Consider the following 22,483-nt stretch of genomic DNA (forward strand, 5'->3'; position numbering starts at 1 on the left):
GGGCCCCGGCCCTTTTCAGTTGTTGCGCTCCTCCAGATACCGGGTGTGCGACTCCTGTCGCCGCGCCTCCTTGTCCCGCAGGCCCGAGACCAGGTGCTCGGCCTCCTCGCGGAGCAGCGCCAGCTGCCGGTCCAGATGGCGTTCCGGGGACTCCGCGCCCGCGGTCATCCGAGTCCACCAGCGGGTGCGCACATAGGCGTCGACGGCCTCCGGGATGTCCTGCCGTACCGCGCGGGACACCGTGTGCACGCCGTCCGGGTCCTGGGCGAGGGCCTCGGCGACCCAGCCCGGCTCCAGCAACGCGGTCAGCAGCTCGGTGAGTTCGGCGAGCCAGTCGCCGGCCGTGGCGGGCAGCTCGACGTCCGCGAGATAGCCGCGCAGCTTCGCGAAGTCGGCCCGGATGGCGTCCAGCTGGGCCGACGGGCTCGGGAAGTCGGGCAGGGCCGGCCGCTCCGGCGGGGCGGTCAGCGCGCCCGCGCCGTACAGGCCGACGACCACGACCGGCCAGTACGGTCCCGCGACCCCGGTGAAGGTCAGCACCAGCCCGACGACCCCCAGTGCGCCGCCGGTGAGGTTCTTGCGGGACTCCAGATAGCCGAGGACCCTACTGGTAGCCACGGATCTCCTCGAAGGCGCCGTCCAGTGAGCCCTGCTGGGCGTCGAAGAGACGGCCGCCGGTCAGGTCGGCGATGTGCTGCAGCTCCGTGCGGGAGGAGTCGCCGAAGAGGATCGGGAAGACGGGGGTGTCCCGCCGGGTGCCGGTGAGGGAGCGGTAGAAGCCGTCGAAGTCACCGGCGTCGACACCGGCCGTGTTCTCGCCGTCGGTCATCAGCACGATCGAGGTGAACGTGTCCTTGCCGTCGCCGAGATGGTCGTACGCCTTCTCCAGCGAGGTGTAGATCGCGGTGCCGCCGTCGGCGCCGAGGGCGTCGGTGTCCCGGCGGATGGCGTCCAGGCCGGCCTTCGGGTCCTTGGGGTCGACGACATGGGTGCGCACGCTCTTCACGTTCGAGCCGAACGGCATCAAGGTCACCTCCTCGCGCTCCCGGAAGTCGCCGGTGAGGTCGGTCAGCGCCTTCTTCAGCGCCTTCAGCCGCTCGCCGGCCATCGAGCCGGAGGTGTCGAGGACGTACACCGTGCGGGAAGGGCGGCGCAGTTCGTTCTCGTAGGAGTGGAGGAGGCCGTCGGCGACCGAGCGGCTGCCCGGGAAGGGCAGTTCGCGGCGGCGGCTGGTGTCGAGGCCGGGCGCGGGCGGCACCGAGGCGACGACCGGGCGGCGGTGGGTGGTGTCGGTGATGAGCCGCTGCACGGCGTCGGTGCGCAGATCCTCGGTCACCCGGCGGACGTCCTCGCGGGTGCGCGCGCTCGTCGAGGCGAGCGAGGAGAGCGGATAGTCGGCGGTGACGACACCGTCGCCGGGGCGGAACACGGTGAGGCCCGGGATGCCCTTGAGCACGGACTCGTAGTTGAGCAGGGCGTCGACCGTGCCGCGCCGCTGGTAGGCGGTGGCCAGCCAGCCCGAGGAACCCGAGGTCAGCTTCTGGCCCTTGAAGAACTCCTTCAGCCGCGGAGTGGCCTTGGCGACATCGGCGTCGGTGAGCGCGGACTGGGCGCCGGAGAGGGCCGAGGCCACCGATATCAGCGTGGAGAAGCCGGAGTTGGAGCGGGCCGGGTCGGTCATGCCGTAGGTCAGCCTGCCGTCCTGCACGGCCTGTTCGATCTGGCTCCAGGTCACCTGATCGGGCTTCCAGCCGAGGGACTTGACCGTGGCCGGTTTGACACCGATGGCGACCGGGCTGGACATCACCGGTGTCTCGGAGACCACCTTCCTGGCCGCGTCGGGTCGCAGCCGCAGATAGTCGTCCGAGGACAGCCACAGCGCGTCGTACGCCCCGTCGGCCTTGCCCTTGGCCAGCAGATCGACGGCGTCCAGGGTGCCCATGTAGGTGGGCCGGACGGTGATGCCGGTGTCCTTGCGGACACGGTCGAAGACGGCGCCCATGTCGCTGAGTTCGCTGGAGGCGAGCACGCGCAGGGTGCCGGGCTCCGGGGCCGCGGGGTCGTCCTTCTTGTGGTCCTCGGACGTGCAGCCGCTCAGCAGGGCGGCCGTCACGGCGAGCAGGGCGAGGGCGGATCGTCGTCGTCTCATGGGAGCGGGCCCTCCAAAGCGCCCTGGGACCTGCTGCGTTCCAAGTAGGCGGTGGCGTTGTGCAGTTCGTCGGCCAGCGAGGCCACCGTCGAGGCCATCACCTCGCTCGCCTGCACCTTGTAGCTGTCGATGGCGTCGAGGGTGCGGTAGATCTGCTGGAAGGCGCCGCGCAGCGTCTCGGCGCCGACGGCCGGGTCGGCGGCGATGCGCTGGATGTCCTCGCCCTGCGAGGAGAGCATCTCGGCGTTGCCCCGGATGAGGTCCTCGGTCGTCCCGCGCAGGGCGTCGACCTGCTCGACGACCTTCTTCTGCCTGTCCAGCGCGGAGGCCAGGATCACGGAGATGCGCAGGGCGGACACGGTGGTCGTGGCGGCCCGGTCGACCCCCTTGATCAGCTCGTTGTTGTTGCGGCGTACGACGTCCATGGCGAGGTAGCCCTGTGCGCACACGGCGAGCTGGGTGAGCAGGTCCTGGTGCTTCTGCCGGACGGGGAAGAGCACGTCGGCGCGGAGGGTGTCGGCCTGCTCGGGGTCGCCGACCCCGTTGACGTGCTCCTCGACGGCGGTGTCCAGGGCCTCGGTGAGGACGACGTACTCCTGGAGCTTGCCCATGGTCTCCCACAGTCGCACCCGCTCGGTCTGCAACGCGGCGTTGTCGCGGCGCAGTTCGTCCTGGCCGCCGCGCAGGGTTCCCACGATCTGGTTCAGCGTGCCCTGCGCGGAGGCGAACTTGGCCACGTGGTCGCGCAGCCGGGTACCGCCGGGCAGCCGGGACAGGAACTTCCTGCTCCGGCTCCCGGGCAGGTCGCGCGGATCCAGGTCCTCCACGACCCGGCGCAGCTCCACCAGCGACCCGGCGACCTTCGCGGTCGCGTCCCCGCCCTTGTCGGGCAGGCTGCGCAGGGTCCGCTCCAGCATCCGGTCGGACTGGGCGGCGGCGGTCCGCAGCTCGCCCGCGCCGAGCGCGGCGATCTCGCCGACCTTGCCCGTGAACTCGGGCGAACGGGCGTCGAGCGAGGCGAGCGAGGCGACGTAGGCGGTGGCCTTGCGCGCCATCTCGTCGCGCACCGCGTCCTCGACGGGCACGAGCCCACCGGCCCGGTCCGGGGGCACGGCGGCCACCGGCTCCGGCGGCGAAAGGCTGAACTCACTGTCCCTGTCGGTCATGTGGCATGCCCCCCCGGGTCATCCGCGCGCCCGGCGGGTCATCTCGTGCAGCACCTGGGAGGTGGGCACGGGCGCCTGCCGGACGCCGGTGAGATTCTGGTTGAGATAGTCGGACTCGCCGGCGGTGGCCGAGACGAACTCGGCGGCGTCGCCCTGCGGCCGGAACCCGTGCCGGACGGCGAGCCTGCGCAGGGTCGGGTCGGTGCCGAGGAGTTCGCCGAGCGCCCGTCCGTCGGCGTCGAGCGGTACGACGGTGTGGTCGCTGTTGACGGTGGTGCCGGGGTAGAGGACCACGAGGTCGTCCGCATGGTGCTGCGTGACGAGCAGCGAGGCGACCTGCGACTCGTACATCAGGACCAGCGGGTTTCCGGCACCGCTGACGAAGTCCCGGAAGACCGAGTCGCTGCTGGACTGCTGGGCGCCCTGGACGCTGACCAGTTTGTGCAGCAGGGGCGCGGTGCGGTCGATGTCGGTCTCGCTCGCGACCACCTTGCCGCCGTTGGCGACGTAGGAGGCGGCGGCGAGGTACAGGGCACCGGAGTTGGAGGTCTCGGGGTCGGTGCTCGTGATGTAGAGCGTGCCCGTCAGCTCCCCGTGCGCCGCGGACCCCTTGAGCTGCTGCCAGGTCCGGTTCTGCCGGACGGCGTCCAGGTACGCGGCCATCTTCAGCGTGCCGCGGTTCCTGCCGTCGAGCGTGGCCAGCCCGTTCGCCGCGAGCACGTCGGCCGCGCTGCGGTGGGCCACGACGACCAGCGGCGAGTAGAAGGGCCGGGGCAGCGGCTCCTGCGCGTGGTACTTCGCGGCCAGCTGGTCGGCGGGCGCCTGACTGCCGGGGAAGGCGAAGTCGTAGCCCTTGAGGTCCAGTCCGTCCATCGCCCAGGAGCCGGAGGACTCGACCTTCACGGTGTAGCCCTTGGCGGCGAGGGCCTTCACCACATCGGGATCGGCGAAGAAGTCTGCCTTCTCCGACCCGATCACTCCACGCACGGTCTTCGTTGCCGTGCCCTTGTCCTCCCCGTGCCGGCCCGCGACGACGGCGGCCACCACGCCACCGATCAGCAGTACGGCGAGGACGATTCCAGCGATTCGTCTCACGCCGGGGAGCGTGCTCCCGGAACCCAACATTCCCCGTGGTGGCCGATGAACGGTGGGTGACATACCGGCCCCGGCACTGCAACGCCTCCTCGCCGAGGAGCGCAGGGCACCGCAACTCCCCAAGGGGCGCGGGGAACTGCGCGAGAAACCACGACGGACCGTCAGCCGCAGATCGACACGAGCCGCCACGGTGGACAGGCGGCCCGCCCCACGGCACTGATCAAACGCACCGCACCCCAAGAACCCGGCCGAAGCCAACGCAGTGCCATGGCTCCCGGTCCGCGCGTCGCTGCGGGTGCACGCGGACCGGGGCCGATCGAGGGACCCCCGGCGGGGTCAGTGGGCGGCGCTGAGCTGCTGGGGATCGGCCGGCGCGGCCGTGTGGGCGTCCATCCGCTCGGCGGCGAGGATCGCCACGGCCGTGTCCGCCCGCGAGGCGGCGACCACCAGCGCCCGCCCGGCGAGCGCGTGGGCGCGCCGGTGCAGGAGGGCGGGGTCACCTGCCGCGGCCGGTGCCGCGCGCAGGGGCGTACGACCTCCCCGCAGCCGGGTCACCTGAGCCGCGAGGTGATCCGCCGCCGCGTCCAGCTCGGCCGACGGGGTGGACGCCCGCAGTTCGTCGGTCACGGCGAGCAGTGCGGCGAGATGGGCGGCGAGCTGGATGTCCAGCTCCTCCTCGCGCGTGCGGTGAGGGACGTCGGAGGCGGTGTCGGCCATCGTGCTGTGGACCGACTTGGTGCGGATCGGTTCGTACATGGGGATGGCCTCCTGTGCTCTGACAGGAAGCCATCCTAGCTTAGATTTCGTCTAAAGTTGAGTCGGGTCACGGAATGAAGTCCGTCGACTACGGCTGGCTGTATCCGTCCAGGAAGGTCCCGATCCGGGTGATCGCGTCCCGGAGGTCGCCGACGCTCGGCAGGGTCACCACCCGGAAGTGATCGGGCTCGGGCCAGTTGAAGCCCGTCCCCTGGACGACCATGATCTTCTCCTGGCGCAACAGGTCCAGGACCATCTGCCGGTCGTCCCTGATCTTGAAGACCTGGGGGTCGAGGCGCGGGAAGAGATACAGCGCGCCCCTGGGCCGTACGCAGCTCACGCCCGGGATCTGCGTCAGCAGCTCGTAGGCGGTGTCCACCTGCTCCTTCAGCCGGCCGCCCGGCAGCACCAGGTCGTTGATCGACTGGCGTCCGCTGAGTGCGGCGACCACACCGTGCTGTCCGGGCATGTTGGCGCACAGGCGCATGTTCGCCAGGATCGTCAGGCCCTCGATGTAGGAATCGGCGTGTGCGCGCGGCCCGGAGACGGACATCCAGCCCACCCGGTACCCGGCCACCCGGTACGCCTTGGACATGCCGTTGAAGGTGAGGGTGAGCAGATCCGGGGCGATCTTCGCGGTCGGGGTGTGCCGGGCGCCGTCGTAGAGGATCTTGTCGTAGATCTCGTCGGAGCAGATCAGCAGGTTGTGCCGGCGGGCGATGTCGGTCAGGCCCTTCAGCATCGCCTCGTCGTAGACCGCGCCCGTGGGGTTGTTCGGGTTGATGATGACGAGGGCCTTGGTGCGGTCGGTGACCTTGCGCTCGACGTCCGCGAGGTCGGGCATCCAGTCGGACTGCTCATCGCAGCGGTAGTGCACGGCCGTGCCGCCCGAGAGGGAGACGGCGGCGGTCCACAGCGGGTAGTCCGGGGCCGGTACGAGCACCTCGTCGCCGTCGTCGAGGAGGCCCTGCATCGCCATCACGATCAGCTCGGAGACGCCGTTGCCGATGAAGACGTGCTCGACGTCCGTCTCGATGCCGAGGGTCTGGTTGTGCATGACGACCGCGCGGCGGGCGGCCAGCAGGCCCTTGGCGTCGCCGTAGCCGTGGGCGGTGGAGACGTTGCGGAGGATGTCCTCGAGGATCTCCGGCGGGCACTCGAAGCCGAAGGCGGCCGGGTTGCCGGTGTTGAGCTTGAGGATGCGGTGACCGGCCGCCTCCAGCCGCATCGCCTCCTCGAGCACCGGGCCCCGGATCTCGTAACAGACGTTGGCGAGCTTCGTCGACTGGATCACCTGCATGCTCGTGAGCTTACGACCCGGTCATGGGTCCCGGGCCGTGTTTTCCGACACGTGAGACACCGAGATTTGCCCGGATATCGCCGTCAGCTGTCTCAAGAGCCACTTGCGTCCCTAGAATCCGCGGTCATGTCCACCGAGCGGGAGTACGAGACAGGGGTGCCCGGCGCCCAGGAACCGGGCGGGGAGCCCGGGGAGCCGCCGCACGCCCCGCACGCGCGGCCGTCGCCGCCGGTTCGGCCGAACGTGTACCTCCCGCAGGCCCCGGCGGCCCCGGTGTACGAGGGCTACACCGACCCCGCCGCCGCCCACGGCTGGCAGAGCGCCTACGACGAGACACGCGAACTGCCCCCGCTGGGTGAGCCGCCCGCGCCGGTCGGACCGGCCGCGCCGGCAGGGCTGTCCGAGGCGGGCGCGCTGGCACCGGCGGACGAGGGGCGGGCCGCGCGTCGCCGTGCCGGGAGGCGCACGGGCGGCCGCCGGCGCGTGGCGGCCGTCGCCGGAGTGCTGGGGGTGGCCGGTGCGGTCGCGGTGATCGCCGCCGTGGCGGGCGGCTCGGACTCCGCCGGACGGCACGGCTCCCGGCCGGCCGGCGGCGGACGCAACGCCGACGACGACTCCGCCGGGGCGAGCCCCCGCACGGACCGCCCTGCCCCGGCCGCCCCGACGACCTCCGGCGGGTCCCCCTCGACCGGTCCGTCCGGTCCGCCGGCGTCCTCGGCCGCCGACGCGTCCCCGGCGCGGACGGCCGGCGGCCCGACCGCCTCGCCCTCCGCCGCGAGCCCCACGACGTCCGGGCCGCCCGCCTCCGGCGGTACGACGCCGAGCCCGACGGCCTCCGCGTCCGGGTTCCCCGGCGGCTGGCGGCATGGGCACGGCGCGGGAAGGCACGGTCACTGACCGGCGGGCTGCGGCTTCGCGCCGACCTCGGCCCGTTCCGTGCCGCTCGGGCGTCCGTCGGCCGCGTGTCGGGCGCCCGGACACGCCGGGTCGGCCCGTGCCGTCCGTGCGGTGACGCATGGGAGGGTTGCCCGCATGACCGAGCAGTTCGGACCTTCCGACGAGGCGAAGCAGGCGATACCCGCCGTCTCACCCGACCACGACGTGCTGGCCTGTGACGAGGACCGCGAACGGTCGGCCGAGCGGGTGCGCTCGGCGGTGGCCGACGGGCGTCTGGAACTGGGCGAGTTGGACGGCCGGCTCACCGCGGTGTACCGGGCGCGCACCCGGGGCGAGCTGGCGGTCGCCGTGCGCGGGCTGCCCGAACCCGGGCCCAGGGACCGGCTGGTGGTGGACCGGGCGCCCACGTCCCGCTTCGCGCTGGGGCTGTTCGGCGGGTTCCGGCGGTCCGGCGAGTGGGTCCTGCCGCCGCGGTTCACCGCCTGGTCGATGTGGGGCGGTGGGCGCCTCGATCTGACCGAGGCCCGGTTCTGCGCACAGGAGACGGTGATCCGGGCCGTCGCCGTGTGGGGTGGCACCGGGATCGTCGTACCCGACGACATCGACGTCGAGGTCAAGGGCTTCGGGCTGTTCGGCGCGGTCGGCGGGCGTGGCGCGCGCAAGTCGGCCCGGCCGGGCGCGCCGCGGGTCGTCGTCAAGGCGTTCGCGCTGTTCGGTGCCGTCGTCACCAAGCCCAAAGGCCGCTGAGACAGCACGGGTCGCTCTTTCGCGCCCGTACAGGGAAACCCCTATGACCTGAGCCGGCTTCTTGTTCCCGCCCCCCGCATGCACCGACAATGCGCATGACAATAAGCGGGCGGCCGGAACATTCCGGTCGCCCAAGTCGTAAGAGGGGACCCCCACATGAACAAGCCTCTCCTTGCCGCGCTCTCCTCCCTGGCCATCGCCGGGCTGGGCGCGACCCCGGCGGTCGCCGCGCCGCACACCGCCGCCAAGCCGAAGGCGACCGTCGACTTCGCCGGTACCGTCGCGCTCAGCAACTGCTCCGGCTCCGTGATCCGCTTCCCCAACTCGGCCGACAGCGACCCGGCGCTGGTGCTGACCAACGGCCACTGCCTGGAGACCGGCTTCCCGGACCCCGGACAGGTCATCACCGGCCAGTCCTCCAGCCGCACCTTCGGCCTGCTCAACTCCTCCGGCAGCAAGGTCGCCACCCTGCGCGCCAACCAGGTCGTGTACTCCACCATGACGGACACGGACGTCACGATCTACCGGCTGACCACCACGTACGCGCAGATCAAGAGCGCGTACGGCATCAGCCCGCTGACCGTGCAGGACACCCACCCCACCGCCGGCACCGCCATCAAGGTCGTCTCCGGCTACTGGAAGCGCACCTACAGCTGCAACGTCGACGGCTTCGTGTACCGGCTGAAGGAGGGCGACTGGACCTGGAAGGACTCCCTGCGCTACACCTCCGCCTGCAACACCATCGGCGGCACCTCCGGCTCCCCGGTGATCGACACCTCCACCGGCAAGGTCGTCGCCGTCAACAACACCGGCAACGAGGACGGCGAGACCTGCACGGTGAACAACCCGTGCGAGGTGGACGAGAACGGCAACGTCACCATCCATCAGGGCATCAACTACGCCGAGGAGACCTACCAGATACCGGCCTGCTTCACCACGGGCAACAAGCTGAACCTCGCCGCGGCCGACTGCGTCCTGCCGAAGCCGTAACGGCGCTCGCGCCGGCGCAGGGCGCTCACACCGGCGTACGGCGCACGGACCGGCCCGCGAGCACATCCGTGCGCTTCCCGTCCTCGATGACGAACCGGCCGTCGACCAGGACGTACGGGATCCCCGTGGGAAGCGCGCGGGGCTCGGCGAAGCTCGCGCCGGGCGCCACCGTCTCCGGGTCGAACAGCACCAGGTCGGCCCGGTACCCCTCGCGCACCAGCCCGCGGTCCGGCAGTCGCAGCCGGGCCGCGGGCCGGGAGGTGAGATGGGCGACGCACTCCTCCAGCGAGAGCACGCCCAACTCCCGCACGTAGTGGCCGAGATAGCGCGGGAAGGTGCCGTAGGCGCGCGGATGCGGCTTGTCGCCCTGGAGGATGCCGTCGGAGCCGCCGGTGTGGGTGCGGTGCCGCATGATCGTGCGGACGTTGGCCTCGTGGCCCACGTGCTGGAGGATCGTCGTACCGAGCCGGTCCGTCAGCAGCAGATGCCGGGCGGTGTCCCAGGGGGCTTCGCCCCGCAGCTGCGCGGCCTCCCGGACGGTGCGGCCCACGAGATCGCCCAGCGCGGGGTCGGCGACGCCGGAGATCTCGATCGTCCGCCACTGCACGGGTACGCCGTGGCAGCCGTCCGAGCCGGTCACCTCCAGATGGTGCCGGATCCGCTCGGCCGTCGCCGGGTCGGCGAGCCGGGCGAGGACCTCCCGCGGGCCGCCCGCGCTCGCCCAGCTCGGCAGCAGCGCGGCCAGGGTGGTGCAGCCGGGTGTGTAGGGATAGGTGTCCAGCGTGATGTCCGCGCCGGCGTCCAGGGCCCGGTCGAGGAGGGCCAGCAGCTCGGGCGCCCTGCCCTCGTTCACGCCGAAGTTCATCGTCGCGTGGGCCAGATGCAGCGGACAGCCGGCCTCCCGGGTGAGGTCGACCATCTCGGCGTACGCCGCCAGCGCGCCGGCGCCGTAGGAGCGGTGGTGCGGGCAGTAGTAGCCGCCGTACGAGGCCACCACCCGGCAGAGTTCGGTCAGTTCGGCGTCCGGGGCGTACATGCCCGGTGTGTAGGTGAGCCCGGAGGACAGCCCGACCGCGCCCTGCTCCAGCCCCTGCGCCACCAACTGCCGCATACGGTCCAGCTCTTCGCCGCTCGCCTCGCGGTCCTCCCAGCCGACGACCAGCGCGCGGACCGTGCCCTGCGGGATCAGATAGGCCGCGTTGACGGCGATGCCCCGGTCCAGCCGGTCCAGATACTCGCCGACCGAGCGCCAGTCGAAGTCGATGTCGTCGCCGTACCCGTTCCACCCGGTGATCGCCCGCCGCACCTCGCGCAGGGTGCGGTCGTCCACCGGCGCGTACGACAGCCCGTCCTGGCCGAGGACCTCCAGCGTCACCCCCTGCGCCGCCTTCGCACCGTGGCCGGGGTCGCGCAGCAGCGCGAGGTCGGAGTGGGCGTGCATGTCGATGAAGCCGGGGGAGAGGACCAGGCCCTCCGCGTCCAGTTCCCGCACGGCGCGCGGGCGCCGGCAGCCGGCCGCGGCGGCCTCCGCGACGATCGCGACGATCCGCCCGCCGTCGAGCACCACATCGGCCCGGTACGACGGTGCGCCGCTGCCGTCGACGACGTCGGCGTCCCGGATGACCAGGTCCTCCATGTCCCGCCTCCCTTTCACCGGCTCCTAGAAGTACGTGCGGATGTAGTCGACGACCGTCCCGTCCGCCTCGGCCACCGGGATCAGCTGCCACTTGTCGAAGGACGTGCACGGGTGGGACAGGCCGAGGCCGACCCAGTCGCCCACTTCGACGTCCGCGCCCTCCTCCGTGTGCAGCCAGGTGTGCTGGTCGGACAGTCCGGTCACGGTGATCCCGTCGGCCGGCCGCTCGACCCCGCCCCGGCGCACCACCTGGGCGGCGGGCAGGTCCAGGTCGTAGGCCGCGTCGCGCTTGCCCGCGTCGGCGAAGGCCTGCTCGGGGGTGGGCCGCGAGACGACCTGCGCCCACAGCCGGAAGGCGGGCTCCAGGGCGCCCTCCTCGGGGACCCGGGCGAACGGGGTCAGCCTGCGGTAGTGCCCGTCGTCGTGCGAGACGTACGCGCCCGAGCGCAGCAGCTTCAGCACGGGGAGGGACAGCCCGGGAATCTCGGCGAAGGTGTCGGCCACCGCGTCGAACCAGGCGCTGCCGCCCGCGCTCACCACGATCTCCTCGGCCCGGCCGAACAGCCCGCCCTTGTCGAGGTCGGCGGCGAGCGCCACCAGCCGCCGCAGATACGACCGCACGCGCTCCGGATCGGCCTGCGGCACCTCGCCCTCGTACCCCGCCACGCCGACGAGCCGCAGTGTCGCGGTGCCCGCGACGGCCTCGGCGACGGCCCGGGCGTCCGCCTCCGTGCGCACCCCGGTGCGGGCGCCGTCCCCGGCGCCGAGTTCGACGACGACGTCGACGGGCCGCGTGGAGCCCTTGAGCGCGGCGTCCATCAGCTCCACGCCGCGCACGGAGTCGACGTAGCAGACGAAGCGGAAGGCGGGGTCGGCGGCGAGTTCCCCGGCGATCCACCGCAGCGCCGGGGCGTCCACCAGCTCGTTGGCGAGGAAGACCCGCTGGACGCCGAACGCCCGGGCGACGCGCACCTGGTGGGGCACCGCCAGGGTGATGCCCCAGGCGCCGTGGTCGATCTGCCGCTGGAAGAGCTGCGGGGCCATGGAGGTCTTGCCGTGCGGAGCGAAGGCCAGGCCGTGCCGGGCGGCGTACGTCTCCATGAGCGCCAGGTTGTGCTCCAGGCGCTCCGCGGACAGGGCGAGGACGGGCGTGGTGAAGCCGTCGGCCTCGGCGAAGAGGTTGCGGCGCTGGGCGGCCAGTTCACCGACGGTGAGGCCGTCGGCGTCCGGCGGGAGGCCCTTGAAGCGGTGGTCGACGCGTTCCTCGGCCAGCCGGGTGAGCGCTTCGCTGCTCATGGAGCCCCTCTCTCGCCGTTGCATTATCTGCAACGGCCATTGCATGGGTTGCTGAATGGTGTCTAGCATCTCGCCGACATCGGGTCAACGAAGCCGTGACCCGGGGATCGGACAGGAGTCATCATCAACGACGCTGCTTACGCCGTGAAGGGTGCGGCCCGGGACGTCGTGGACGTGGTCGCACTCGGCGAGTCCATGGTCACCTTCCTGCCCGGCCGACCGGGCCGCCTCGCGGACGTGCCCTCCTTCGACCGCGCGATCGGCGGCGCCGAGTCCAACGTGGTGTGCGTGCTGGCGGCGGCCGGGCACACCGCGCGCTGGGTCGGCCGGGTCGGCGCGGACGGCTTCGGCGACCACCTGGTGGAGCGCATCGCCGGGTACGGCGTCGACGTCTCGTCCGTCTCCCGGGACCCGGCACGCCCGACCGGCGTCTACTTCCGCACGGCCGGCGAGCGGGGCACGGGCGCGCACGAGGTGGCGTACTACCGGGCGGGCTCGGCCGCCTCCGCCATGTCCGCGGACAACGTGGACCTGGCGGCGGCGCGGGCGGGCCGCGTCCTGCACCTGTCCGGCATCACGGCGGCCCTGTCCGACGACTGCCGTGCCCTGATGCACACCCTGACCGCCGCGCGTCCGGGCCGCCCGTTGCTGTCCTTCGACGTCAACCACCGCCCGTCCCTGTGGCGCACCGCGGGGGACCCGCTGACCCTGCTGGACCTGGCCCGCCGCGCGGACATCGTCTTCGTCGGCGAGGACGAGGCGGCGCAGGCCTGGGGCGTCACGGGCGGCCCGCAGGCGATCCGGGCGGCGCTCCCGGAGCCGGGGGTGCTGGTGGTGAAGCAGGGGGAGAGGGGGGCGACGGCGTTCGAGCGGCGGCCCGCCGCGACCCCGCCCGCCTTCGAACCGGCCCTCCACGTGGACGTCGTGGCGACCACCGGCGCCGGAGACGCCTTCGCCGCCGGCTTCCTCTCCGCCACCCTCCGCGGCCTGCCCGCACGGGAGCGCCTGCGCCACGGCCACCTCTTCGCCGCCGCCGCCCTCACCGCCCCCGGCGACCTGGCCGCACCCCCCGCCCGGGACCACGCCGACCGCCTGACCGCCCTGGACGGCGCCGCATGGGGGAGACTTCGACTCGCCCCCGGCTGGACGCAGGCCGAGCGGGCCACACAGGAGGCGAACACCCCATGAGCCAGACCGTCGACCGCGCCCTGAGCATCCTGCCGCTGCTCGCCGAGGGTCCCGCAGACCTCGGCCAGGTCGCCGAGCGCCTCGGCGTGCACAAGTCCACCGCGCTCCGCCTCCTGCGCACCCTGCACGAGCACGGCCTGGTCTACCGTCAGTCCGACCAGCGCTACCGTCTCGGCGCCCGCCTCTTCGCCCTCGCCCAGGAGACGATGGAGAACCTCGACATCCGCGAGATCGCCCACCCCCACCTCGTGCGGCTGAACGAGGCCTGCGGCCACACCGTGCACCTCGCCGTGTACGAGGAGGGCGAGGTCCTCTACATCGACAAGGTGGAGAGCCGCTACCCGGTCCGCATGTACTCGCGGATCGGCAAGCCGGTCGCCGTCACGGTCGCGGCCGTGGCCAAGCTCCTCCTCGCCGACCTGCCCGAACCCGAGCGCCGCGCCCTCACCGACAAGCTCGACTACCCCCTGTACACGGCCCGTTCCACCCCCAACGCCCCGGCTTTCCTGCGGGAGTTGGAGCAGGTGCGCGAACAGGGCTGGGCCACCGACCTCGGTGGTCACGAGGAGTCCATCAACTGCGTCGCCGCCCCCATCCGCGGCGCCGACGGCCGGGTGGTCGCCGCGATGTCGGTGTCCGCGCCGAACGTGGTGGTCACCGCCGAGGAACTCCTCACCCTGCTCCCGCAGGTCCGCCGCAGCGCGGACGCGATCAGCGGCGAGTACTCCGGAAGAACGCCCGTGACGGACCCCACGAGGGACCTCGCATGACCGAGAAGGACCAGGTATGACGGAGAAGATCGCCCTCACCCCGAAGACCCACACCACCCCGCCCGCCAAGTTCTCGCACGGAGTGAAGAAGGGCAACATCCTCCAGGTCGCCGGCCAGGTCGGCTTCCTGCCCGCCGAGGACGGCAAGCCCCCCACGCCGGCCGGTCCCACCCTGCGCGAGCAGACCCTGCAGACCCTCGCCAACGTCGCGGCGATCCTCGAAGAGGGCGGCGCGGGCTGGGACGACGTGATGATGATCCGCGTCTATCTGACGGACGTGGGCCACTTCGCCGAGATGAACGAGATCTACAACACCTACTTCGAGGAGCAGGGCCTCACCCAGCCGCCCGCCGCCCGGACCACGGTCTACGTCGGCCTCCCGGCCGGCCTCCTCGTCGAGATCGACGCGCTCGCCGTACTCGGCTGAGTCCTGACGATCCCTCACCTCCCGCACGCCCCGCACGGCACGGCGGCCCTCACCCCCTGGGCGCCGTGCCGCGCTCCTCCCTGCCCGAAAGCACGATGCATTTACGAAGAGGACCCCCGAATGTCCCTTTCTCTCGCCTCGTCCGCCCCGACGACCGCCCCACCACCCCACACCGGAGGCCTGCTCCTCCTCGTGGACGGCACCCCCGGCCTGCTCACGGTCGCCGCCTTCGGCATAGCCCTCCTGCTCTTCCTGATCATCAAGGTCCGGCTCCAGCCCTTCGTGGCGCTGCTCGCCGTCTCCATAACCGTGGGCCTGCTGGCCGGCCTCTCGGTCTCCGAACTCTTCGGCACCGTCCAGAGCTCCAGCGCCGTCTCCACCATCGAGTCCGGCATGGGAGGCATCCTCGGCCACGTCGCGATCGTCATCGGCCTCGGCACGATGCTCGGCGCGATCCTGGAGGTCAGCGGCGGCGCGGAGGTACTGGCCTCCCGCCTCCTGTCGCTCTTCGGAGAGAAGCGCGCCCCTCTCGCCATGGGTCTGACGGGCCTGATCTTCGGCATCCCGGTCTTCTTCGACGTGGGCATCTTCGTCCTGGCGCCCCTCGTCTACGCGGCGGCCAAGCGCGGTGGCAGGTCGATCCTGCTCTACTGCCTGCCCCTGCTCGCCGGTCTCTCCATGACCCACGCCTTCCTGCCCCCGCACCCGGGCCCGGTGGCGGCCGCCGGCCTCCTCCACGTCCAGCTCGGCTGGGTCATCCTCATGGGCGTCGTCTGCGGCATCCCGGCCGTGCTGGCCGCCTGGGCGTTCTCCGCCTGGATCGGAAAGCGGATCTTCGTCGCCGTACCGCAGGACATGGTCGAGGCGGCGGAGGAGGCGACGCGGGCGGTGGCGGCGGAACAGCGTGCGCAGGGCGTGGAGCCGCGGGAGGAGCCGGTACCCCTCGCCACGGTCCTGGTCATCATCGGCACGCCCCTGATCCTGATCCTCGCGGCCACCTTCTCCTCGATCGCCCTGGACCCGTCCCCGGGCCGCTCGGTCCTGCAGTTCTTCGGCAGCCCGTTCGTGGCCCTGACCCTGGCCCTGCTCATGGCCTACTACCTCCTCGGCATCCGCCGCGGCTGGTCCCGCAAGTCCCTGGAGGCGGTGTCGACTTCCTCCCTGAAGCCGGTCGGCAACATCCTGCTGGTGGTCGGCGCGGGCGGGATCTTCGGCGCCGTACTGAAGGCGAGCGGGGTGGCCCAGGCCCTGTCCGACACCTTCCACGGCGTGGGCCTGCCGGTGATCGTCCTCGCGTACCTGATCTCGCTCGTGCTCCGGGTGGCCCAGGGCTCGGCGACGGTGGCGATCGTGACGACGGCGGGAATCGTGGCCCCGCTGCTGTCGCAGGGCCACCACTCCCAGGCCTTCGTGGCCCTGGTCATCATGGCCATCTCCGCGGGCTCGATCTTCGCCTCGCACGTCAACGACGGCGGCTTCTGGATGGTCGCCAAGTACTTCGGCATCAGCGAACGGGACACGCTGCGGACGTGGACGGTCCTGGAGTCGGTCCTGTCGGTGGCGGGCTTCGCGGTCGCGTCGGCGGTCAGCGTGTTCGTGTGAACGTGACGTGAGTGAACCCGGGGATGAGCGGGCTGACTGGTTCCGGCACAGGGAAGTCGTCCATACTGCCGCCGTGGAGCAGCGCATAGGAGCGAGCAGCAAGCCGTCCGAGGCCGAGCCGTTGAAAGCCGAGCCCGTGACGGGCGCCGGTTTCGACCCGGCGTTCATTCCCGGACTCACGGCCCCGGCCAGGCCCGGCGGGCCGAAGGACTCCGAGCCGGACACGGCGCGGTCGTCGGCGGAGCCGGAGCCGGAGTCGGAGCAGGAGCCGCAGGACGCGGTGGCGTCGGCGCAGCCGGAGGAGTCCTCGGAACCCGAGGAGGACACGGCGGACGACGGCCCGGTCTTCGAGGCGTCCGACCGCCGCGCGCGGATCGTGGCCGACCGCAAGGGCGTCCGCCTCCGCCTGGACGAGGAGTCCTGCGAGTTCCGCTGGGAGGAGATCGCGGCGGTCGAGACGGAGTCCCCCCGTTTCGGCAAGCGCTACACGATCACCGTGCACACCCCCGAGCGCCGCTGGTACCCGATCGAGATCGAGGCGGCGTCCAGGTCCCGCTTCCAGGAGTGGGACGGGCAACTGGACGCGGTCCTGGACGCGTACTTCGAGGACGGCGAGGACACCGGGGCCGCGTCGGACACCGAGGGGTCCGCGGACACCGAGTGAACGAGCGGGTGAACCGGATCCGGCGCGTGGCGCGGATCGGGGAAGCGCGCGTGGTGCGCACACAGTGACGCCCGGACCCTTTCCAGGGGCCGGGCGTCGTCGTCGGTGAGCGGGTCTCACATCACGGCAGGGCGTGTACGTGTGCTCCCACCGCGTTGGACCACGCGTTGCCCGCCGACGCGTCCCAGTTCGTGGACCAGGTCATCGCGCCCCGCAGGTCGGGGTAGGTCTTGGACGGTTTGAAGGTGCCGCAGTTCGTGCCCGCCGTCAGGCAGTCCAGGGCATTGTCGACCACCGTCGGTGAGACGTAGCCGCTGCCCGCCGCGCTGGTCGAGGCCGGCAGTCCCAGGCCCACCTGGGACGGGGAGAGACCGCCCTGGAGCTGGATGCAGGCCAGGGCCGTGAGGAAGTCGACCGAGCCCTGGCTGTAGACCTTGCCGTCGCAGCCCAGCATGGAACCGCTGTTGTAGTACTGCATGTTGACGACCGTGAGGATGTCCTTGATGTTCAGGGCCGTCTGGAAGTAGGAGTTCGACGTCGACTGCATGTCGATCGTCTGGGGGCCATCGTGATGATCAGGGACGGGCCCGCCTCGGACGACAGGGACCGCAGTGCCTGGGTCATGTATGTCGCGTTCAGGCCGTTCTCCAGGTCGATGTCGACGCCGTCGAAGCCGTACGTCTGCATCAGGGAGTAGACCGAGTTCGCGAAGTTCGCCGCCGAGGCCGAGTCGTTGATCGACACCGTGCCGTTCTGGCCGCCGATCGAGACGACGACCTTCTTGCCGGCCGCCTGCTTCGCCTTGATGTCCGCCTTGAACTGGTCGACCGTGTAGCCGCCCAGCCCGGCGGAGTCCAGGTTGAAGGTCACCGCGCCCGGCGTCGACGCCGCGTCGGCGAAGGCCACCGCGACGATGTCGTACGACGACGGGACGTCCGACAGCTTCTGGACGGTGGCGCCGTTGTTGAAGTTCTGCCAGTAGCCCGTCACCGCGTGCTTGGGGAGCGCGCCGCCCCCGCCGCCGGTGCCGGAGGACGCCGTCGTGCCCGTCACCGACGCCGACTTCGCCGACTCGCCCGCCGCGTTCGTCGCCGTCACCTGGAAGCCGTACGACGTCGACGCCGACAGACCGGTCACCGTGGCCGACGTTCCCGTCACCGCCGTCACCTTCGTGCCGTCCCGGTAGACGTTGTAGCCCGTCGCGCCCGAGACCGGGGACCAGGAGAGGGAGGCCGAGGAGGAGGTCGTGGAGGAGACGGCCAGTCCCGTGGGGGCCGCCGGGACCGTCGGGGCCGGGTCGCCGCCTCCGCCGCCGTCGGGGCCGTAGACCGAGACGTCGTCGGCGTAGTACGCCGCCTGGCCGTACCAGCCGTGGGTGTAGACCGTGACCGAGGTGGTGGACGCGCCCGTGGTGAAGGTCGTGGACAGTTGCTTCCAGGCCGCCGTGTCCGGGGTCCACGTCGAGACGTCCGTCGTGCCCGTGCCTGTCACGCCCAGGTAGGAGTAGCCGCCCTGGACCCACGCGCTGAGCGTGTACGTCGAGTTGGGCCGGACCGCGACCGTCTGGGTGCACTGGGCGTCGTCCTGGCCGGCCGGGGTCGCCTTGAGGGCGGAGGAGCCGCCGTGGACCGGGGAGGAGACGGTCGTGCCGCTGCCCGATGTACAGGTCCAGTTCGTCAGGCCCGATTCGAAGCCCGCGTTCTTGACGTTGTCGACGTCCGCGGCGGAGGCCGGGCCGGCGGCGGCGGTGAGGCCGGCGACGGAGAGGGCGAGGGCCGTGGCGGCGGACCACAGGGTGATTCGCCGTCCGCGGGGTCTGGGTATGCCTGGTGCGTGTGCCTGTGCGTGGTCCACTGGGCCTCCGGTGGGGAAGTTCGGGGAGGGAGGGAGAGCGACGGTGGCCACCGTTGGCGTACAAGTTGGTCCAGACCAATCCGGGTGTCAAGAGGTCCAGACCAGAAGTGTTTCCGTGTGCGTGCTCAACCTGTCCTGATTTGGCGGGACTTGCGCAGAGCGAGTTCCATACGAGCTTCACAAACGCTGTTCTCCGGTCATTCGGCCGTGGATACAGTGCTCACGTAGTCACGCAGTGAAGTCGTCCCGGTGCACGGGAGTTACTCCCGTGGACCGGCGAGTGTGAAGAGCGGGGAGCCGCGCGTGCCAACTGCCATTGCCGTGACCAGTGCCGACATGGCACTGCCGGCGCAGGACGAACGGACCATGCCGGCCGTCGTGCTGAGCGGCCTCGACCAGCGGCCGCTGGAGCACGCGCTCACCGAACTCCACACCCTCACCGAGCAGCACGGATACCTCGTGGTCGTCTGCTCCCAGGCCACCGCGGACCCCGTCGTGCGGCGGCTGCACACCCTGCGCTCGCTGCTGGAGAGCGACCGCATCGCGTTCTTCCGGCCGCCCGAACTGCCGCCCCTCGGCGTCGCCGTGCTCGCCCGGCAGCTGCGCCAGCTCGCCTCCTGCGATCTGAGTCCGGGCGTCATCGCCTCCGCCGGACGGCTGCTCACCCACTACATCCACGCCGGAGCCGTACTGGGTTCCGTCGCCAGACTGGACCGGGTGCCGGTCGGCCTCAAGGCGCACGCCAAGTCCTGGATGCCCGGCAGCCAGTTCGCCGTGCTCGCCCATCCCGAGCCGCAGCTCGTGCGCACCGGGCCCGGCGCCACCCTCAAGGGGCCCGAGTTCAACACCTGGATGCTCGTCGCCAGAGGGCAGCAGCAGACCCAGGGCGACTGGGTCTCGGGGCTCGCCGGCCGGTGGAGCGTGCACGGACTGCGCGAGGTCCCGCTGCCCGCCGAGTCCCCGGTGTGGTGGGGGACCGGCCGCATGACCGAGTTCTGCAGCCATCTCGCCGATCTCTCCGTCCTGTACCAACTGGTCGCATCGGTACGGCAGACCACCTGCCACTGGTGCGGGCTCGACGTCATCGGCGACCGCTGCGTCTTCTGCTCCGCCACCCCGCCCGGCCACGAACCCGTCGCACCCCGCGCCCTGGAACAGCGCACGCCCGCCTGACCCGACCGGCACGCCGACATCCCGCATCCCGCCCGACCGATTCCCCCAACGAGGTTGCACGGTTCATGAACTCCCGTCAGCGCCGCGGCGTGATACTGCTGATCCTGTCGGTCCTGTGCGCTCTCGGCGCGTTCGCCGGGGTGCTCTCCGTCGTCCACAACGTGGATTCCAAGGTCGGACCCGAGGTCACCGCCTACCGGGTCAGGTCCGACGTCACGCCCTACACCGCGCTGGACACCGGGCAGTTCGAGAAGATCGAGATGCCCAAGCGGTGGCTGTCCGGCAACGCCGTCACCGACCTCCATCAGATCCAGGGCAAGATCGCCGTCACCACACTGCGCGCCGGGTCGCTGCTCCAGACCGACATGATCGTGGACCAGCCCGCCCTCCAGCCCGGACAGCAGGAGGTCGCCATCATGATCGACGCGGCGACGGGCGTGGCGGGCAAGATCACCCCCGGCTCCCGGGTCAACGTCTACGCCACCTTCGCCGGGAAGAAGGACGGCGACCCCGACCAGTCGAAGATCATCGTCACCGACGCCCGGGTCCTCGACGTCGGCCGGATCACCGCCCTCGACCCCGACAGCGGCAAGAACCAGCAGCAGCCCACCGAGGCCGTCCCCATCACCTTCGCGCTGTCCACCCTCGACGCCCAGCGCATCACCTACGCCGAGTCCTTCGCCCAGCGCGTCCGGCTCGCGCTGGTCGCGCCCGGCGGCGGGACCGGCGTCCCCGACAAGGACCGCACCTACGAACTCGCGACGGACAAGTGAGAGGCGGCCCGCATGCCCACCAGGATCCTCCCGGCCGGCGCCGACCCCGACGCCGTCCGCTCCCTCGTCACCCTCCTCAGCCAGCTCCCCGACGCCGAACCGCAACCCCCCGTCGGCGACTCCACCCAGCTCGTCGACACCCTCGCCCGGCTCGCCGCCGAGTCCGTGGACGAGCTCCCCGAAGTGGTCGTCGTCCATGAGCACATCGGACCCGTCCCGGCCCTGGAACTGATCCGCGAGGTCGCGCTGCGCTTCCCGGCCGTCGGCGTCATCCTCGTCACCACCGACGCGAGCCCCGGCCTGCTCTCCGCCGCCATGGACTCCGGCGCCCGCGGCCTGGTCGCGCTCCCGCTGTCGTACGAGGAACTCGCCAGCCGGGTCCAGGCCGTCGCCCAGTGGTCGACCGGGGTACGGCGCCATCTCGGCCACGGCGCGGACGTGTTCGGCGGCGCCGGCGGTACGGTCGTCACGGTCAGCGGCGCCAAGGGGGGAGCGGGAGCCACGCTGGCCGCGATCCAGCTGGCCCTCGCCGCGCAGGCCTCGGGCCGGGCGACGGCCCTGGTCGACCTGGATCTGCAGACCGGGGACATCGCCTCCTACCTCGACATCCAGTTCCGGCGGTCCGTGGTCGACCTCGCCACGATCACCGACATCTCGCCCCGCGTCCTCGCCGACGCCGTCTTCCGGCACGACACCGGGCTGGCCCTGCTCCTCGCCCCCGCCGAGGGCGAGCGCGGCGAGGAGGTCACCGACCGCGCCGCCCGGCAGATCGTCAGCGCCCTGCGCTCCCGCTACGAGGTGGTCGTGGTCGACTGCGGCGCCCAGCTCAGCGGCGCCGGCGCGGCGGTGGTGGAGATGGCCGACACCGCCCTGCTCGTGACCACCCCGGACGTGATCTCCGTACGCGCCGCCAAGCGGACGGTACGGATGTGGGACCGGCTGCAGATCCGCAAGGCGGAGGAGACGACGGTGGTCGTCAACCGGCATTCGCGCCACACGGAGATCCAGCCCGCGCTGGTCCAGCGCATCACCGGTACGGCGCTGGCGCGTACCTCCGTGCCCGCCAACTTCAAGGAACTGCAGGCTGTCGTGGACGCGGGCCGGGTCCACGAACTGGACGGCAGGAGTTCCGTGAAGCAGGCGCTGTGGGCGCTCGCCGGGGAACTGGGGCTGGTGAAGCCCGCCGAGGGCGCGGCGCATCGCGGCGGCGGGCGCGGCCCGGTCGGCTTCCGGCGGCGGAAGGAGTGAGCGGGGCATGAGAAGGCCGGGTGGGGACCGGGGGCAGGTCAGCATCGAGCTCCTGGGGATGACGCCGCTGATCGTCCTGACGCTGGTGCTGCTGTGGCAGGCCGTGCTCGTGGGGTACACCTTCACGCTGGCCGGGAATGCTGCCGACGAGGCGGCGCGGGCGGGGACGGCCGCGGCGCCGGGCGGCGCGCGGCAGGCGGCCTGTTCGAGCGCGGGGATGAAGCACCTGTCGGCGGCGTGGAGAGGGGATGCGACGGTGAACTGCAGTGCGTCCGGCTATGTCACGGCCGACGTCTCCCTCAAGGTCCCGGTTCTCTTCCCCGGGGTGTTCTCCTTTCCCGCCACGGTGCACGGCCACGCCGGTGCCGTCGAGGAGGTGAAGCGCTGAGATGTCGTACAGGCGCAGGCGGCGGGACACGGGCCAAGTGGCCCTGGAGTACCTCGGGTTCATCCCGGTCCTCCTCATCGTCGGCATGGCGGGCATCCAGATCGGCGCCGTCGCCTACGCCGCCGAGCAGGCCGGTACGGCGGCGCGGGCCGGTGCGCGGGCGGCCTCCCTGCGGCAGGACGCACAGCAGGCGTGCGCCGGTGCGGTCAGCGGCGCGCTCACCGTGCGATGCGGCGAGAGCGGGGGCGGGGGCGACTCGGTCACCGTCACCGCCACCGTGAAGATCCCGAAGATCGTCTGGGACTTCGGCGACGCCACCAAGTCCGCCACCATGCCGCTGGACCACTGAGCGAGGAGTCGCCGA

At 71.8% G+C, this 22,483-nt stretch carries 21 protein-coding genes and 1 pseudogene; 13 read left to right on the plus strand and 9 right to left on the minus strand.

Features of this window, described 5'->3' with window-relative positions; all coding sequences use genetic code 11:
* Nucleotides 1–15: 15 nt before the first annotated feature.
* From AQI95_RS09025 to AQI95_RS09050, 6 genes are all read right to left on the minus strand, one after another.
* Nucleotides 16–618 (minus strand): hypothetical protein, encoded by a 603-nt coding sequence (locus AQI95_RS09025; protein ID WP_067120070.1) that lies wholly within the window; start codon nt 616–618, stop codon nt 16–18.
* Nucleotides 605–2,149 (minus strand): vWA domain-containing protein, encoded by a 1,545-nt coding sequence (locus tag AQI95_RS09030; protein WP_067120071.1) that lies wholly within the window; start codon nt 2,147–2,149, stop codon nt 605–607. The genes AQI95_RS09025 and AQI95_RS09030 overlap by 14 nt, the downstream gene beginning before the upstream one ends.
* Nucleotides 2,146–3,315 carry a toxic anion resistance protein gene (locus tag AQI95_RS09035; protein ID WP_067120073.1) on the minus strand — a complete coding sequence of 390 codons (1,170 nt, stop codon included), beginning with the start codon at nt 3,313–3,315 and terminating at the stop codon, nt 2,146–2,148. The genes AQI95_RS09030 and AQI95_RS09035 overlap by 4 nt, the downstream gene beginning before the upstream one ends.
* Nucleotides 3,316–3,333: 18 nt before the next feature.
* Nucleotides 3,334–4,410 carry a substrate-binding domain-containing protein gene (locus AQI95_RS09040; RefSeq protein WP_067120075.1) on the minus strand — a complete coding sequence of 359 codons (1,077 nt, stop codon included), beginning with the start codon at nt 4,408–4,410 and terminating at the stop codon, nt 3,334–3,336.
* Between the two features lie 336 nt (nt 4,411–4,746).
* Entirely contained in the window at nt 4,747–5,166 is a 420-nt protein-coding gene (locus tag AQI95_RS09045; protein WP_067120077.1) for an SCO4983 family protein, read from the minus strand.
* 88 nt (nt 5,167–5,254) lie between these two features.
* Nucleotides 5,255–6,466, minus strand: a complete 1,212-nt coding sequence (locus tag AQI95_RS09050; protein ID WP_067120079.1) for a pyridoxal phosphate-dependent aminotransferase — start codon at nt 6,464–6,466, stop codon at nt 5,255–5,257.
* Between the two features lie 126 nt (nt 6,467–6,592).
* Between AQI95_RS09050 and AQI95_RS09055 the strand changes: the two genes are divergently transcribed.
* From AQI95_RS09055 to AQI95_RS09065, 3 genes are all read left to right on the plus strand, one after another.
* The gene (locus AQI95_RS09055; RefSeq protein ID WP_067120081.1) at nt 6,593–7,363 is read left to right on the plus strand and encodes a RodZ family helix-turn-helix domain-containing protein; all 771 of its coding nucleotides are present in this window, start codon (nt 6,593–6,595) and stop codon (nt 7,361–7,363) included.
* 135 nt (nt 7,364–7,498) lie between these two features.
* Complete coding sequence (locus AQI95_RS09060) at nt 7,499–8,110, plus strand: DUF1707 SHOCT-like domain-containing protein (protein ID WP_079071143.1); 612 nt, start codon at nt 7,499–7,501, stop codon at nt 8,108–8,110.
* A gap of 156 nt (nt 8,111–8,266) precedes the next feature.
* Entirely contained in the window at nt 8,267–9,100 is an 834-nt protein-coding gene (locus tag AQI95_RS09065) for a trypsin-like serine peptidase (protein WP_067120083.1), read from the plus strand.
* Nucleotides 9,101–9,125: 25 nt separating this feature from the next.
* On the opposite strand, the gene AQI95_RS09070 is transcribed toward AQI95_RS09065, so the two are convergent.
* Together AQI95_RS09070 and AQI95_RS09075 are read right to left on the minus strand one after the other, a co-directional pair.
* Nucleotides 9,126–10,736, minus strand: a complete 1,611-nt coding sequence (locus tag AQI95_RS09070; protein WP_067120085.1) for an N-acyl-D-amino-acid deacylase family protein — start codon at nt 10,734–10,736, stop codon at nt 9,126–9,128.
* Nucleotides 10,737–10,760: 24 nt separating this feature from the next.
* Entirely contained in the window at nt 10,761–12,032 is a 1,272-nt protein-coding gene (locus AQI95_RS09075) for an amino acid deaminase (RefSeq protein WP_067120087.1), read from the minus strand.
* A 144-nt stretch (nt 12,033–12,176) separates the two neighbouring features.
* Here AQI95_RS09075 and AQI95_RS09080 point away from each other — a divergent pair, with 144 nt between their 5' ends.
* From AQI95_RS09080 to AQI95_RS09100, 5 genes are all read left to right on the plus strand, one after another.
* The gene (locus AQI95_RS09080; RefSeq protein ID WP_067120089.1) at nt 12,177–13,220 is read left to right on the plus strand and encodes a sugar kinase; all 1,044 of its coding nucleotides are present in this window, start codon (nt 12,177–12,179) and stop codon (nt 13,218–13,220) included.
* Nucleotides 13,217–13,990: an IclR family transcriptional regulator gene (locus AQI95_RS09085; RefSeq protein WP_067120090.1), complete on the plus strand. Its 774-nt coding sequence runs from the start codon at nt 13,217–13,219 to the stop codon at nt 13,988–13,990. Before AQI95_RS09080 ends, AQI95_RS09085 begins: the two co-directional genes overlap by 4 nt.
* Before the next feature lie 16 nt (nt 13,991–14,006).
* Nucleotides 14,007–14,417 (plus strand): RidA family protein, encoded by a 411-nt coding sequence (locus AQI95_RS09090; RefSeq protein WP_067120092.1) that lies wholly within the window; start codon nt 14,007–14,009, stop codon nt 14,415–14,417.
* 120 nt (nt 14,418–14,537) lie between these two features.
* Complete coding sequence (locus tag AQI95_RS09095; RefSeq protein ID WP_067120094.1) at nt 14,538–16,019, plus strand: GntP family permease; 1,482 nt, start codon at nt 14,538–14,540, stop codon at nt 16,017–16,019.
* A gap of 73 nt (nt 16,020–16,092) precedes the next feature.
* A complete protein-coding gene (locus AQI95_RS09100; protein WP_079071144.1) occupies nt 16,093–16,683 on the plus strand; it encodes a hypothetical protein in 591 nt (196 codons plus the stop codon).
* Between the two features lie 121 nt (nt 16,684–16,804).
* Here AQI95_RS09100 and AQI95_RS09105 read toward each other — a convergent pair.
* A pseudogene (locus tag AQI95_RS09105) lies at nt 16,805–18,507 on the minus strand (chitinase).
* 312 nt (nt 18,508–18,819) lie between these two features.
* On the opposite strand from AQI95_RS09105, the gene AQI95_RS09110 reads away from it, so the two are divergent.
* The 5 genes from AQI95_RS09110 to AQI95_RS09130 all read left to right on the plus strand — a co-directional run bounded on the left by AQI95_RS09110 (nt 18,820) and on the right by AQI95_RS09130 (nt 22,468).
* Nucleotides 18,820–19,710, plus strand: coding sequence for a hypothetical protein (locus AQI95_RS09110; protein ID WP_107121580.1), 891 nt, complete (start codon nt 18,820–18,822; stop codon nt 19,708–19,710).
* 65 nt (nt 19,711–19,775) lie between these two features.
* A complete protein-coding gene (gene cpaB / locus AQI95_RS09115) occupies nt 19,776–20,483 on the plus strand; it encodes a Flp pilus assembly protein CpaB (protein WP_067120098.1) in 708 nt (235 codons plus the stop codon).
* 12 nt (nt 20,484–20,495) lie between these two features.
* Entirely contained in the window at nt 20,496–21,731 is a 1,236-nt protein-coding gene (locus AQI95_RS09120; protein WP_067120100.1) for a CpaE/TadZ family protein, read from the plus strand.
* Nucleotides 21,732–21,738: 7 nt separating this feature from the next.
* Nucleotides 21,739–22,119, plus strand: a complete 381-nt coding sequence (locus AQI95_RS09125) for a septum formation initiator (protein ID WP_067120102.1) — start codon at nt 21,739–21,741, stop codon at nt 22,117–22,119.
* A gap of 1 nt (nt 22,120) precedes the next feature.
* Nucleotides 22,121–22,468, plus strand: a complete 348-nt coding sequence (locus tag AQI95_RS09130) for a TadE/TadG family type IV pilus assembly protein (protein ID WP_067120103.1) — start codon at nt 22,121–22,123, stop codon at nt 22,466–22,468.
* The last annotated feature ends 15 nt before the right edge of the window (nt 22,469–22,483 follow it).

The organism is Streptomyces yokosukanensis, from assembly GCF_001514035.1.
GTDB classification, from domain to species: domain Bacteria; phylum Actinomycetota; class Actinomycetes; order Streptomycetales; family Streptomycetaceae; genus Streptomyces; species Streptomyces yokosukanensis.